Source organism: Thermogutta sp., from assembly GCF_039793925.1.
Classification (GTDB): domain Bacteria; phylum Planctomycetota; class Planctomycetia; order Pirellulales; family Thermoguttaceae; genus Thermogutta.
The window spans coordinates 1-14,819 of the sequence record NZ_JBAMME010000237.1; the positions used below are offsets into that span (position 1 = coordinate 1).

Below are 14,819 nucleotides of genomic sequence, written 5' to 3' on the forward strand. Positions count from 1 at the left end.
TCTCTTCCGAGAGCGTCCCCTCTCGAAAGGGGGCCAGCGCGTCCCGCGGTTCCCCCTGCCCTGTCCACCCCCCAGATCCCTTAGCCGCAGCGGCCCCGGGATCACCGCATCACGCGCCTTGTCCCCCCTCCCGAAAATGGCACCTGCACCCTCGCAGGGATTACCCGCAAAGGCCATGGCGCAGGAAACGGGGCCTCTGCGCAGTTTCACCGGAAACGACAAGCCTCCCCCGCAACGAACCGGGCAAGGTCGGCGCGTCCCTGGAAAGCCGTTGGACACAACCGACACGTCCCGCCCCAATGCTTGGCGCCGCTCTCACCGCCGCGGCATGCGCCCTTTTTACCACTCCCTGGGATGCGCGACTCTCCACCCACGGAGCCCATTTTAATCCCCAGCGAGGCTGGGGCGTGCCGGATCAACAGACTAAAATAACGTATCCATTGCGGCAGATTTTTCGATCGTGGCGGGTAACATCTCAGTTGGAAGCCTTTCAGCCCCGGGGATTATTGTGAATACCTTTCAACCTCATGAAACACCCTACGACCTGTACTTCACGATCGCAGGAATCCCGGTGCGGGTCCATCCGTTTTTCTGGGTCGTGGCGGCCTTTCTAGGAATCAGGGCAGGTGACCTTTTTACTCTGGTCGGCTGGGTCCTGGCGGTTTTCATCGCGGTACTCGTCCATGAGCTGGGCCACGCTTTGACAATGCGGGCTTTCGGATATTACCCTCGGATTACGCTCTACGGTTTGGGGGGATACACCGAGTACGGGATGCGAGACGCATTTGTCCGACCGCCGCGTGCTCTGGGACGAATTGTCATCCTGGCGGCCGGTCCCGGCACGGGTTTCCTCCTCGCGGCGGTGCTGGCAGGCATGCTTTTGGCTCTTGGCCAACCCGTGGCCGCCGTTGTCGGATGGCCGATCGGGATTTATGTGGTGACCCAGCTTGGCCATCCCTGGATGACCGAATTTGTGAATTCTCTCTTCTTCGTGACGGTGGGCTGGGGGATTCTCAACCTGCTTCCAGTGCTTCCCCTCGACGGCGGTCAAATCCTTCGGGAAATTCTCGGCCTCCGTGATCCGAGTTGGGGAACATTTCGCGCCGCTCAGATTTCTTTTCTGGTGGGAGCAGGGGTTGCCTTTTGGGCCGCTCTGTCCAGCAACTTTTTCCTGGCTATCCTCTTCGGTTATCTAGCATACACGAACTACCAATTACTCCGCGGCCCGCAACTGTGGTGAGCCAGAGGCCGCCGGGGGGATTATTTCGCGAGAAGTCCTGGACAGAGTGGCCACTGGAGGATAGAGCCGTGGGATTCGAGCCGAGCGGCAGGCCAGGCGGTGTGCCCGGCAAGTCCACCTGCATTGGACAGTTTGGTGCCAGCAGTTGCCGATTGTGGAAAGGAGTTCTCTGTTCCGCGGCTTGCCAGTGCCTTGTCACCAGGCGGAATGGTGTTACGAGGAAACGAGGGCGCTCTGGCTGATCTGCCACTCGGTGTCCAAATGGCGGTAGAACTCGTCATAAACCTCTTCCACCAACTCCCCGTCGATAGGCCGCACGTCAGCACCTGCGGCGGCGACCAGGCACCACTCGGCCAGTCGGTTGACGTGCCGCGGAATGCCGCCGGTGAGCCGGGAGATGTTCTCCATCGCATCTTTTGTGAACACGTCCTTCGGTTCTCGTCCAGCACTTTGAATTCGGTAGCACAAGAATCGGAGGACCTCCTCTTCAGACCACGGCTCAAGGACGATCCGCATGTCAATCCAGTCGGCGAAGGGCTCCCTGCCAGAAAAAGTGCTTTCCGAACGACCAGCCAGCACCAGCGTGGGATGACGCCCCCTGGCGGTGAGCTGGGCCAGGGCCCACAACATGCTGATGAGTGATGGCTCGGCCGACGACACATCGTCCACCGCGAGAACGCACGGCTGATCAGAAAGGCAGGCGGCAAGGATGCGCTGGGAGATCTCTCGCCAGAGACGAACAGGGGACCCCGGCGGCTGGATGACGCCCAGTTGCATGGCAAGTTCCGTCAACCAGAGCTCCCGCGAACGCCCCAATGTGGAAAGATAAAACCCCATTGCCCGGGGACTTCTCCACTGATCGATCATCCACCGCAGAAACCAGCTTTTACCGACGCCCGCCAGGCCGGAAATGAGAACTGCTGCGTAACCGCGGGTGACGGCGAACTCCGCCCGGGCGAGTGCCTCCTCAGCGGTACTCGTCAGGAAAAAGCGCTGTGGTGCCCAATCTGGACCAAACGGGGGAAAACTTAAACCCCAGTAGGCCAGATAGCGTGCGGCGATGCCGGTCCGAGCTTTGGGACCGCTCATACAAGTCTCTCCGTTGGAAGGAGCGTTCGCGCTGGCAGGCCGAGACAAAATCCCGAGCTTGAGCAGAGCCCGTCATGTGAAACTCTTCGGTAAAATCGACAGAGTTTCTTAATCTTGGTTAACCATACCGAGGAACGAGCGATCATGGCCGAGCGATTTTTCTGCCCGACAATGACCGGCACCGAGGCCGTTTTGGAGGGGCCGGAAGCCCATCACCTGATCCATGTGATGCGGGCGAGGGTGGGCGACCGGGTCAACTTATTTGACGGCCTGGGAAACGAGTATTTATGCGAGGTGGAGAAAATAGGCAAACGTAACGTCACTTTGCGGGTTCTGGAGCGATGCGCCATTGAGCGCGAACTGCCGTTCTCCCTGACGGTTGCCGCTCCGCTCCCCAAGGGTGACCGCCAACGGATGCTCGTGGAAAAGTTGACCGAGTTGGGCGTGACCGCGCTGGTGCCGCTGGTCACTGAACGTACCGTTGTTCGGCCGGGAAAGGATGTGGTCAACCGGCTCGGCCGAATTGTCATCGAGGCCAGCAAGCAATGCGGCCGTAATCGTTTGATGACAATCACAGAACCGCAGGCTTGGGAGTCGTTTCTAGAGACGATAGAGCCCACCGCCGCGAAATACCTGGCCCATCCCAGGGAATCTGCAAAACGCGAGGGGCTTCCATCGTCGGAGGAAGGAATGCCATTTGGCAGTGAGAAGCTGGAGCAAGTGCCGGTTTTTATCGCGGTGGGGCCTGAAGGCGGATTTACCTCTGCCGAAGTTGATGCCGCCCGCAGCCGTGGATGGCACCTGTTGGATTTGGGTCCCCGGATTATGCGGGTGGAGACGGCGGCCATCGCGCTGGCCGCTTTATTGGGCGTCGGGCGCGAGATTGTGCGCTGGTCGTAAGTTACATCGGGCACGACGAGCGTGCCCCTCGGTTATCGGAGGGACGTGCTTGTCACGTCCGCCGCCAAACGTTGGATGATCCCACGCACTTCATCGGGCAGGATAAGCGTGCCCCTCCGATTTTCGGTCCGCGTTTGTGGACACCGTGAAGCGGATGGTCTTTGTCAACCGCCCAGCCGACGGCGGAGGATGTCCAGGTCGAACACGCATCCGCCCCATGGACCACCGCTCACCGCCTGGAGAATGGCCCACAATTGGGTATCCTCGGGGAGCCTTGGGTCAGGCCGGAGCTGCGGATGGGGCGAACGCTGCGCGAGGATGCGGGCGGCTTCCTCGGGCGGATACTCCCGCACTCCGTCGCCCACCCAGTCGACGGAGCCTTCCAGCTTTTGCGTATCGATACGGATACGGATTCGATCTCCGTCTCGGACGCGGGCAATGGGCCCGTCGGCCAACGCTTCCGGCGTTATCCAGCCTACGCAGGCTCCGGTGCTGACGCCGGAGAATCGGGCGTCGGTGAGCACGGCCACTTCTCGTCCCCAGGGGAGATACCGCAGGGCCGAGGTGAGCTGATATGTCTCTTCCATTCCGGAGCCAAGTGGCCCTCGCCCGATAAGGACTACCACATCCCCGGGCTGAACCGGGGGAGCGAGTTGCCCTTTCACCGCGGCAACAGCGTCGGCCTCACTGACGAACACCCGGGCTCGCAGCGTGCGATCGTAGACACCATGTGCGTCGAGCAACTGGGGATCGATGGCTGTGCTTTTGATGACTGAGCCGCCGGGAGCAAGATTACCGCGTGGAAAGCACGTGGTGCTGGTGATGCCCGCAGCCTGGGCCTTTTCGGGAGAGAGGATCACATCGTGGGGATCGACTCCGGCCTGCTGCCGGAGGATTTCCCGCACCCGTTGCCGCCGCGGAGAGTGTTCCCACCACTCCAGGATTTCACGCCAGGTTTTGCCGGTGATTGTGCGGGCGTCGAGGCGGAGCAGGTTCAGTCGGCGGAGGTGGAGCATGACCTCGGGCACGCCGCCCGCCAGGTAGACATAGAGAGTGGGAAAATTCCGCGGACCATTGGGCAGGACGTCCACCAGTCGCGGCACCTGCCGATTGATGCGTTCCCAATCCTCGATGGTGGGTCGAGGGAGTCCCGCGGAGAAGAGAACCGCGGGCAAATGGAGGATGAGATTGGTGGAGCCGCCGAAGGCCGCATGAATGACCATAGCGTTGTGGGCAGAAGCCTCGGTGAGGATGTCGCGGACGGTGAGCTTTTGCTCGGCCATGCGCATGAGGGCCCGGGCTGTTCGTCGCGCAAGATCGCGCCAGATTTCCTGCCCCGAGGGCACCAGTGCGGCATGGGGCAGCGTCAGGCCGAGGGCCTCTGCCACAACCTGGGAGGTGGCGGCCGTCCCCAGAAACTGACAGCCACCGCCAGGCGATGCACAGGAGTGACATGCCACGTCCCTTGCCCGTTCCAGGCTGATTTCCCCCTGGGCATAGCGGGCGCCAAGGGATTGAACCTGGGCCGTGTCTTCGCCGCGCGTGGTGGGCAGCATGACACCGCCCGGCACGATGGCCGACGGAAGATGCCCCAGTCCGGCGAGAGCCATCATCATGGCGGGAAGGCCTTTGTCACACGTGGCCACGCCCAGCACGCCGACCGCGTTGGGAATGGAGCGGGCAAGGCGACGAAAGACGATGGCCGCGTCATTGCGGTAGGGGAGGCTATCAAACATGCCGGGAGTGCCCTGCGTACGGCCGTCGCAGGGATCGGAACAGTAACCTGCGTAGGGGATCCCGCCACACCGTTTGATCTCTTCAGCGGCCTGTCGCACCGCGTCGTCGAGCTCGAAATGGCCGGTATGGTAACCCAAAGCGATGGGGCGGCCGTCGGGATCGCGCAGTCCACCTAACGTGCTGAGGATGACGAACCGGGGCCGGAGCGTGTCCTCGGGAGCCCAGCCCATCCCTACGTCCTGGGACATTCCGAAGAGATGGCCACTGGGACTGTAACGGAGCAGCGCATCGTCGAAGGGAAGTTCTCCGTCCGGTCCGGCGCTGTGGACCCGAAGTGGTTCTGGAATGCGATCGCCCGCGTGAAGGGGATCTTCGACATTCGCATCGAACTTACCGCAATGGGATGCTTCCGTCATCGAGACAAAGGCCTTTCTATTTGGCTCGGGTTGTGTTTAAACAGCGGCACTTTTAGAATAAGCCTATCAGTTTTACCTCTTTGGATCACGCTGTATGACGAATCGCCAAGGGTGCAGTTGCAAAACTGCAGGTTTTCTACGGGTGGTCGGGCCGCCATCCGAATCGGAAGCGATGTATTTCCGAACGGAGGAGCATGATGGTTCAGCCCGACAATTCTTCCCAAGGCCAGCCGACCCCTGAACAAACGCAATCCCCGGCCGGTTGTCTGCTTCGGTTGTACTGGATGATCTTCGGTTATCTTGTGGCGGTTCTCTGCGGGGTGTCGATTGTCAATCATCACGGCGATTTTTCTTTGGTGGACCTTATATATTGGGCAGCGCTGGCAGGTGTTCTGCTGGCTCGTTGGTTGGACATCAACCGCTATCATGGTAAGCGGGCAGACGGTCAGCCTGCCACCATGCGAGAGTGGAAGGTCCACGCTATTTTGACCATTGTGGGCGGTCTGATCGGATGGGTGCTCATCCATTGGGTCCGACTGAGCGGTTGGTGGTAAACCTTGTCGCCGCCAAGCTGTGCCTGTCGGGGTAGGTCAGAGAACGATCAGATGGGTCAGGAGGATCCGAAACCCCACCAGGAGAAGGACGCATCCTCCCGCGACCTCCGCCCATTGGGAAAAGTGGCGTCCCAGTCGATTCCCCGCCCGAATCCCAATCATGCTGAGTATCCCCGCAACGAGGCCGATGATCACGGCGGCCAGCCATATTGATCCTCCTAAAAACGCCAGTGACACGCCGATGGCCAGGGCATCCAAACTGGTGGCTACGGACAGGCTCACCAGGCTCCACCCGCGGGTGGGATCGTTCGTCCAGGTATCCATCTTTCCCGTCAACGCCTGCCAGATCATTTTCCCGCCCAAAGCGCCCAACAGGGCGAAAACAAGCCAGTGATCCCACCCCGCAATGGCCGACGCGAACTGGGCTCCCCCCAACCAGCCCAGAATAGGCATCAGAAACTGGAAAAAACCAAAGTGAAAAGAAATGCGGAAGGTGTGTCGGACGGTCACGTGAGCAAGCCGCAACCCCACGGCGACGGACACCGCCAGCGCGTCCATCGCCAATGCCAGGGCCACGCCAAATATGGAAAGCAGGTCCACTCGCTCTACCTCGGGATCAAAACGGAATGATTGCTGCTCAAACAGTCGCGTCCTTACAATGTAACCTGTTCCATTGGCCCACGTGGAGAGCCACAAGCGTGCTTACTCACGCTAAATCGGAACGCGTTCCAGAATGAAAGCACGGGTTGGGGAAGACCAGTTCCCCGTGTAGCACTCGACCAGACGACTCCACGGCCGAGTCAATGGGACAGCGAGTGGAGGACGCGATCCCGTGGCGAGCATCAATGCCAAAGCGACGGGTGATGCCCCTGCGGTGAGATGAAAGCCGGAGTTTTCACCGGGCGGCCGTTTGGATAGGTGTTTCTCCCTGAGCCATACTGCGGACACGCTGCTCGATGAGATCCCGCGCTTTCAACTGGGCTTGGGCAAGTTCTTCGGCGGTCTTGAGATTCTCCTGGATCAGGCGATCCCGCGCGGCAGTGACGCGGGCAAGAGTGTCCTCCACAGTTTTTAAGTAATTCTGGGCCAGGTCACGTTCGTGTTCCTTCCGGCTGAGCTCCTGTTTGAGCTGGGCGATTTCCTGATCTCGCGCCTGCTCTTCCCGTTTGGCATCAGCCAGACATGCATCGAGCCGATTTTTGTCGGCGGTCAGAGAAGCGATTTCGTCTAGAAGTTCCGCTCGTTTGAGGGAAAGAGTCCGCAGCGCCACTTCATAGTCTCGAAGTTTCCGCCAGTACGGAGGCGACTGGGGATTGTTGGGATCGGCCGGCTTGCCATCGCGAACGTACTCATCCACAACGTCTTTGGGGAAGATGGCTGCCAGTGTTTGGGCATCCAGGCCAGCGAAGATCTCATGGTCATCGGTGGGCAGAAGTTCACAGATGGTCCAACCGAGTTGTCCCTGCTGAGCAGCCTGAACTGCTGCCTGGATTCGCTGCACTTCTCGGTTGGTCAAAAAGCCCGTCGATTCAAGCTGCACCATAGCCGGTTGATCACCCTGTCGGGGATTGACCGCGGCAACGCGAAAGGCCCCCAGGTAACTTCCCCCCTGGCGGATGTCACGTTCGTCAAAGAGATAAACAGCGGAATCGACGGGCAACTCCTGAACGTTTTGCAGGCCGCTCAGTCCCAGTTGATCGACCGTCACACTCACCTGGACAACGAATCCTGCCTGGGGATCCTGTCGAGCATTAACCTGCATCGGGCGGCAGCCGCGCCACACTCGTCCGCGTTGCAACGTATACTTCGCCAGCTCCACCTGCAACTGGCGCAGGCCCTTGGTGGTGGCATCGCCGTTGATCAGGCGTTCGCGATCCTTTTCCAGTTGGGCGAGCTCGGCTTGCAATTTTTCGGCCGCGGTCCGCCATGCCCGATGGGTCGCGAGCGCCCGCATTCCCAGATACCACATAGCCAGCGAGGCGAGTAGCAGCAGGGAGATGAGAACTTTATTCCAAATGCTCATTGGGATTCCACCAGTGACCGGAGATTTCTCACCTCGGTTGACAGGACCAAAAACTGCGTGTTCCATCCCTGGATGAGCCGCTATCGTTCCGTCCCCCTTCCTGTGAGGCTTCACGCCCCGTTGGCCGATGGCCTTCCGTTATGCTCGATGGTATTTAGCCCCCCCGCCCGTGTCAAGCTTTAGCCATTCTTTGTGAGAATGTGCCAGAACAGCCCCCGCTTAGGGGGAGGAGAGGTGTCAAATTTGTTGTCCACGGAATATCTCAAACAATCGTTTAAGTTTGCCCGTTTTTCCTGTCGAACCTATTCAAGCAGCGAGAAACGCAATTAGCGTTGGAGGGGATTGTTCGCCGCTAGATATCGCTCGGGATGCCCTCTTGGTGGAGTGAGCAGGTTGCCCATGTTATCACCCGCCCATTGTCAGCCCAGTTGGAAAGTCCATCCGCAAGTTGTCGTCAGGGCATTTCTTTCCGGGTGTTTACGCTTGGTGTTTGTCTTTGTTCTTGTTGTACTGGTGGCAAGTTCGGGTTGTCATCGCACGGCATATCGCCACCAGGCGGATAGCGAAGTGGCTGCGCTCATTCAGCGGGGTCAGGTGGATCCCCGGTGGAAGCTCCGCAAAAGTTCCGTCTATCCGCAGCAAGAAGCCCGGTTTTATGACCCCTATTGTCCGGATGCCGAACCGATGCCGCCCGACGATCCGGTTTCCCACCAGCTCATGCACTATGTGGATGGAAAGAAGGGCTGGCCTCACTGGCATGACAACGGGGATACGTTCTATGTGGAAAACCCTTTCTGGCGGGCGTATCTGCCGCGTGACGAGCGCGGGATTGTGGTGCTCGACCGGGCCAAGGCAGTCGATATTGCGCTCGTTCATTCCCGGGAATATCAGCGGCAGCTTGAGAACCTTTATCTTTCGGCTCTGAACGTGACGGCAGAACGGTTTCGTTTCGACGTGCAATTTTTCGGCGGGCATTCCACGTTTTTCACAGCCGATGGTCCGCAGCGCGCGGGAGGATCGCGGAGTCTCCTCGAGCTGGACACTGACGCGCGGGCGACAAAACTGGGCGCAACCGGCGCGGAGCTGCTCATCGGTTTTGCCAATTCCTTGGTGTGGCAGTACTCGGGTGGCGACAGTTATGCCTCGGCTTCGCTTCTGAATTTCTCTCTCGTGCAGCCGTTGCTCCGCGCCGGAGGACGGCACGTGGTTCTGGAGAGCCTCACCCAGGCCGAGCGCAATCTCCTGGCCAACATTCGTCAGATGGCCCATTATCAGCGGGGCTTTTATTTGCAGATCGTCACGGGGACAAATCCCGGAACCGGCCCCAGTCCGGGAGGTCTTACGATCGGGTCGCTCTCTCCGGGGGTGAGTCCCGGCCGGGGTGGTGTGCTGGGCTTGTTGCAAAGTCAGGTCCAAATTCGTAATCAGGAACAGAACGTGCTGGGATTGGAAGACAGCTACGAACAACTCCTGGCCGCTCACCAGGCGGATCGCATCGACCGCTATCAGGTGGACCTGGCCCTCCAGTCCCTGTACAACGCGCAGAGCCGACTTCTCTCCCTGCGAACAGCTTACCAGTCGCAACTGGATAGCTTCAAACTGACGCTCGGTTTGCCACCGGATTTGCCCGTGGAAATCTCCGACAATCTCCTCGAGCAGTTCGACTTCATCGATCCCAAGTTGCTCAATTTGCAGCGCGAGACGACACTCCTGAATCGAGCCCTGAGAGACCCGGCAACACCGGAACCACCGGATTGGCTCGATCGTTTGCGGAGCATCTACGAGCGGGTCAGCCGGCAGGTGGAAATCGTCCGGGAAGATATTGACCGCCTCAACAAGCTCTTACCGGAACGACGCGTCCGACTGCGGGAATTCTACTCCAGACCCGTCACTGGTGAAGAGACACTGGAAGGCCTCACGCAGGCCGAAAAAGCCATCGCCGATCTCGATGAGCGGGCTCGCGCCGTCAATGAAGATTTCCAGTTACTCCTGGAAGGAAAGTTGCCAGCAGCGCGGGGAGAACGGCGCGTGGAACGCCGCCCCATGAAAGATGTCCTGGACGAGTTCAAGAAATTTATCGACGATCCAGATGGTGTGGCCAACGCCAGGGTCGCGGAACTGGAAAAGCAGGTTACAGATGTCCAGGCCCGACTTAAAGCCGCCGAAGAAGAACTAAGCAAGCTCTCCGAGCAAATGGCGCAGGCAACCGCCGAGGAGGCGTCAGCCCTCCAAACCAAATACGCCGACGCACGCGCCCAGATGCAGACCCTGCAATCGCAACTCGATTCGCTCCAGGAGAACCTGGCGAAGCTGAAGAAGGCCCCCAAAGAGCAGGTAGCTTTGCAGATTCTGGAACCGCTTCTCCTCCAGATCTCCGATCTCTCGCTTGTGCAGGCACGGGCACGATTGGATTGTGTGATGCTCACACCGGTCGATATCACACCCGAGGAGGCCCTGGAAATTGCTAGGGAAAACCGTCTCGACTGGATGAATGCCCGGGCGGCGCTGGTGGATCAGTGGCGGCAGATTCAAATTGCTGCCAACCGGCTGCGTAGTGATCTGGATGTCACATTCAGTGGAGATGTGCGAACACTTGGCGACAATCCCTTCGGCTTTAACAGCAACACCGGTGAGCTGAGAGTCGGTTTCCGTTTCGATGCCCCGTTCACACGCTTGCTGGAACGCAACCAGTATCGCACAGCGCTGATTAACTTCCAGCGGGCACGCCGCGATTACATGGCCTTCGAGGACCAGATCGCGCAAAGTCTCCGCGACACGTTGCGGAACATTCGGCTGGGGCAGAGCACGTTCGAGTTGCGGCGGTCGGCGGTGCTGGTTTCCATCGCCCAGGTGGACCTGGCAAGAGAGCGACTGCGGGCACCGCCACGGCCCGGCGAGACCTCGCAGTTCGGTGTCAACACCGCCCGGGACCTTGTGCAGGCGCTCTCCTCTCTGCTGGATGCTGAAAATGCATTCCTGGGTGCCTGGGTCGATTACGAAGTCCAGCGCATGATCCTCGATTTCCAGATGGGGACGATGCAACTGGACGAGCGTGGCCAGTGGATTGACCCCGGGCCGATTCGCGGTCAGTCCGCTCTTGAGGGCTCTCCGTTCCAGCCGGAGACCCTCCCCACCCCACAACCGCAAACCGGCGTCCAGCCGCTTCCACCGCTGACACAAAACCGCCAGGAAAATTCTGGTGAAAGTGGTGGTTCCCAGCCAGTGGCACGCGCAAACCTCCAACCGCAAGCCGAAGAAGGCGGCCTGATGGCCCTTCGCACGGCCATGGGACACCGACAGGGAATCAATCAGCTCTCGGACGATCAGCAAGTTCCCGTCGGCCCATCAACTCCGATGGCGACCTCCCCGAAAGAGGCCGCTCCTTCATCGGGTAAACTTTCGCCGGCCATGGAGAGGCTTCGCGAGCGGCTGGCCGCTTACCGAAAGAATACTTCCCAGGCGGGGCCTTCCCACACCAGTGCCGAGCCACCGGGGGATTCCAGCATTTTTTCGATGGAGGATCCTCGGGCTCATTCAGCACCCAACCATGACGAATCCCGGTTGATTCAGGCCATGTTTGGTGATAGAAAAGACAAACTGCCGGACGAACTTCTTCCTCCCCTCCAGGCTCTTCTGGAGATGGAAGAAGAGGGAGTGGCCACCATCCAGGACAATTCCCCTGCCAAGTGAGACAGGGTCGGTTGCAGGCAGTCGTCGGAGGGACCTATTTGTCAGGTCCCCTCTGTCAGCCTTGGATGAACCATCCTCTTCCGCGGGGGCGCAGCAGGTGCCCCACCGGGGAACGGTCACAGGCACCGCAGGAAGGCCGTCAAAGCCTCCTTTTCCTCCTTGGTCAATTTTGTGCCCAATACGAGATTGTGGAATTCAACCGTATCTTCGATGGTCAGAAGACGACCATCGTGCAAATACGGCGGCGAGTCTTTTAGGCCGCGGAGCGGGAAGGTCTTAATCGGTCCGTCGCCGGTCATCATATGTCCGTTGACCATGTGCGGCTCAAAGAACCGCTCGGTGCGGAAGTTGTGCATGAGGTTGTCCGTGTAGTACGGCGGCAGGTGGCAGGTAGCACAGCGTCCCTTGCCGAAGAATATTTCTTGCCCTCGCAGTTCTAAAGCGGTGGCCTTTTCCGGATCAAGTAGGCCAAACACGTTGAGCTTGGGAGCCGGGGGAAAGTCCAGGATAGCCATGAATTCCGCCATGAAATGAACCTGGCTTCCGCGTTCCAGAACATTGACGCCTTTCTTGGTGGCCATCACCGGATCACCATCAAAGTAGGCGCCGCGCTGCTCGAATTCCGTGAAGTCTTCCACGGTTTTGAGAGCTCGCTGCGAGCCAAACAACCGCTGAATGTTCACGCCGCGCAACGAAGGTGTGTCAATCCGGTGCCGAAATTCCTGGGGCCGAATATCGCCAACAAGATGGGTGGCGCCGTTTGTGTGGCCGTTGACATGGCAATCAAAGCACGTCACGCCCATACTCGGCTTGAGACTTCGCCGGTCGTCCGTCGCATTAAACTGTTGCTGAGGGAAAGGAGTGAGAAGCAGCCGCAATCCTTCGAGCTGTTTAGGGTTGAGAATTCCATTGAACAGCTCAAAGTAGTTCTGAAGCGTCACCACTTTGCCCTGAGAAACGTCACCGAGATCGGGACGCGTCGTCAGATAGATTGCCGGTGGATACTCCGGCAAAAGGTGTTCGGGCAAGTCAAAGTCGAGATCAAACCGCGTAAGGTCTCGGCCTTCCTGCTTAAGGATTTCTTTGATGTGGTGCTCCGGGAACACCATTCCGCCCTCTCGATGATTAGGATGCGGAAGCGGGAGAAAACCCTTAGGATAAAGGCCACGTTTGCGGATCTCCTCCGGTGACATAGCGGCTAGCTCTTCCCAAGAATTCACTCCCGGCGGCAGCTTCACCCGCACACCCCCCTGCACCGGTTTTCCACGGGACATCGTGACCCCCGGTACCGGGCGGTCGCTCAGATCGTAACGTTCCTCAAGCAGACGCATGTGCTCTTCGCGGATTTTAGGCTTTTCCGCCTGCTTTCGCTTGACAATTGTCTCGAAATCTTCCTCAATCACGACGGGCGAATAGCTGCTCCTTGTTTGAGGTGATTCAGCCCAAACCGTCGCCTTTAAACACAGGAGGAGAACTCCTAACCCAGCCAACGCGCCAATCCCCAGAAACGTGAGCATGCGTTTCATCGCTCGCCTCCTGCTTTTTTCGAACAGAGACCCATTTCGCGCCCTCCCCGGAGAGCTGAGCCAACCGAGAAGAGACTCCCGACATCACGCCACCTAATCTACCTCATTGCGAGCCAGATTACAACAGTTTCAATCCCAACTTGGTGCGATTAAGACCTGGCGAATGGCGAAGAGCGAATGGCGAATGGTTGGTGGGTGCTTCCATCGCAACTGGCTGCGATTAAAACCGTACGGCCGCCCCGGAAAATTCCCTGTGCGGGCCCAAGCGGGCCCCGGCCAACCTTCGCCGGCCGCGACAGGTGGGGCCCCCTCATTTCCGGTCACGGCAACAGTGCCCCTCAGGCTCAGGGCGCAAGCAGAGAAAATGGAAACACCGGGATATTGCGGACAACCCAATACATCATGATCAGGCCCAAAAGGCCCCAGCCCCACCAGGCGTCTCCCAACCAGCCTGGCCGAATTCCCCAAAGCACTAAAAACGGCAACAGAAGCACCATCAGCGGATTGAAATCCAGAGCTTCCAGAAACCGCCCATGGAGCAGAGCATGCGTGGCCCTCAGCGAGCCACATCCCGGACAATACAGACCCGTCAGATAGTGAAAAGGACACGGAGGGAACAGGGAAGTTTCCGCCGGGTCGAACTGGTAAAGAAAAACTATTCCCGTGATGCCAATAACGAATCCGCCCGTAAAGATGACGGGAGTTGGAAGAAATGACAGCGGACCGCGAGGGTCTTTAAAAACCATGGCCCTCAGCCAGCGATGCAACCACCACCACAGATAAGCTAACGTTGCCACCAGCCCAATGGCAAAGGAGAGCCACATCCAAAAACTCGCTTTTTCGGCGTTTTTCAGGGCCTCGGTGTAGTTGCCACTTTTGGCTAAGCTGTTTGCCTGGACCGAATAGACGATGGCCACAATGCCAAATGGCAAGCAACAAAACAAAGTCACAACGATGGCCCACGGAAGATAATTCGGAACCTTCGGATACATGGAGGGTTGATACACTTGTCCATATGGTGGTGGATACGGAGTCACCTGCTGATGCGCTACATAATTCTGCAGAGCTTGCCCACACTGACCACACAACACGGCATGATCTGCGTTAAGCGCACCACATTTTGGACAGTACATCGGGACGTCTCATCATGTACCTGACTTTGAGCGGACCCAAAGATGACGCCTCTATGTAAATGCCTGAGATTGCCCCGATTCCAGCCTGTTTAACGTTTTTTTACAACTTGTCAAAAACCTGGATCGTTCCGAATGACGCCCTGCTTTACAGTTCTCCATTGAAGAGCGAATCTCAGGATCTTCCGCTGTGCAAAATGCCTTATATCCCTGCCTAGAAAGACCACGCATTCATCCGTGAGCCCATGACTGCCTGCTCAAGGACATAAAAGTGGAACTCATCAGCTTTTTGAATGCGCACAGCTAAAGCTGAGCGCTAGTATACTCAGGGTATGGTGTCTGTCAACCGGCTGGCTTTTTGGATCACACTTTGGATCACCCTTCGGCGCGAACCAAAATAACCAGTCGTCGACATGTTGCTAGCCGCAATGATGGACGGATTTCTTGTGCGGATGCTTGCACCGCCTCCCAGGGGGATGAATCGGGACCTCTTGCCCGCCTGCAATTCCTGCTT

General features: G+C 58.6%; 10 protein-coding genes. 4 read left to right on the plus strand and 6 right to left on the minus strand.

All coding sequences use genetic code 11. The features are described from left to right. The first annotated feature begins 508 nt into the window (after window positions 1–508). Window positions 509–1,240 (plus strand): site-2 protease family protein, encoded by a 732-nt coding sequence (locus tag ABJK56_RS10850; RefSeq protein ID WP_347244688.1) that lies wholly within the window; start codon window positions 509–511, stop codon window positions 1,238–1,240. A 213-nt stretch (window positions 1,241–1,453) separates the two neighbouring features. On the opposite strand, the gene ABJK56_RS10855 is transcribed toward ABJK56_RS10850, so the two are convergent. Next, window positions 1,454–2,329 (minus strand): AAA family ATPase, encoded by an 876-nt coding sequence (locus ABJK56_RS10855; protein WP_347244689.1) that lies wholly within the window; start codon window positions 2,327–2,329, stop codon window positions 1,454–1,456. 144 nt (window positions 2,330–2,473) lie between these two features. On the opposite strand from ABJK56_RS10855, the gene ABJK56_RS10860 reads away from it, so the two are divergent. Then, window positions 2,474–3,229, plus strand: coding sequence for an RsmE family RNA methyltransferase (locus ABJK56_RS10860; RefSeq protein ID WP_347244690.1), 756 nt, complete (start codon window positions 2,474–2,476; stop codon window positions 3,227–3,229). Window positions 3,230–3,393: 164 nt separating this feature from the next. Here the strand turns inward: ABJK56_RS10860 and ABJK56_RS10865 are convergent, their stop codons facing one another. Then, window positions 3,394–5,382: a YjhG/YagF family D-xylonate dehydratase gene (locus ABJK56_RS10865; RefSeq protein WP_347244691.1), complete on the minus strand. Its 1,989-nt coding sequence runs from the start codon at window positions 5,380–5,382 to the stop codon at window positions 3,394–3,396. Window positions 5,383–5,576: 194 nt separating this feature from the next. Here ABJK56_RS10865 and ABJK56_RS10870 point away from each other — a divergent pair, with 194 nt between their 5' ends. Further along, complete coding sequence (locus ABJK56_RS10870) at window positions 5,577–5,936, plus strand: hypothetical protein (RefSeq protein WP_347244692.1); 360 nt, start codon at window positions 5,577–5,579, stop codon at window positions 5,934–5,936. 36 nt (window positions 5,937–5,972) lie between these two features. On the opposite strand, the gene ABJK56_RS10875 is transcribed toward ABJK56_RS10870, so the two are convergent. Together ABJK56_RS10875 and ABJK56_RS10880 are read right to left on the minus strand one after the other, a co-directional pair. Then, window positions 5,973–6,632, minus strand: a complete 660-nt coding sequence (locus ABJK56_RS10875; protein WP_347244693.1) for a manganese efflux pump MntP family protein — start codon at window positions 6,630–6,632, stop codon at window positions 5,973–5,975. A 199-nt stretch (window positions 6,633–6,831) separates the two neighbouring features. Further along, window positions 6,832–7,959, minus strand: coding sequence for a hypothetical protein (locus tag ABJK56_RS10880; RefSeq protein WP_347244694.1), 1,128 nt, complete (start codon window positions 7,957–7,959; stop codon window positions 6,832–6,834). Window positions 7,960–8,358: 399 nt separating this feature from the next. On the opposite strand from ABJK56_RS10880, the gene ABJK56_RS10885 reads away from it, so the two are divergent. Continuing rightward, a complete protein-coding gene (locus ABJK56_RS10885; protein WP_347244695.1) occupies window positions 8,359–11,649 on the plus strand; it encodes a TolC family protein in 3,291 nt (1,096 codons plus the stop codon). 116 nt (window positions 11,650–11,765) lie between these two features. On the opposite strand, the gene ABJK56_RS10890 is transcribed toward ABJK56_RS10885, so the two are convergent. Beyond that, window positions 11,766–13,175 carry a cytochrome B6 gene (locus tag ABJK56_RS10890; RefSeq protein WP_347244696.1) on the minus strand — a complete coding sequence of 470 codons (1,410 nt, stop codon included), beginning with the start codon at window positions 13,173–13,175 and terminating at the stop codon, window positions 11,766–11,768. A gap of 344 nt (window positions 13,176–13,519) precedes the next feature. Continuing rightward, the gene (locus ABJK56_RS10895; protein ID WP_347244697.1) at window positions 13,520–14,308 is read right to left on the minus strand and encodes a CD225/dispanin family protein; all 789 of its coding nucleotides are present in this window, start codon (window positions 14,306–14,308) and stop codon (window positions 13,520–13,522) included. Between the last annotated feature and the right edge of the window lie 511 nt (window positions 14,309–14,819).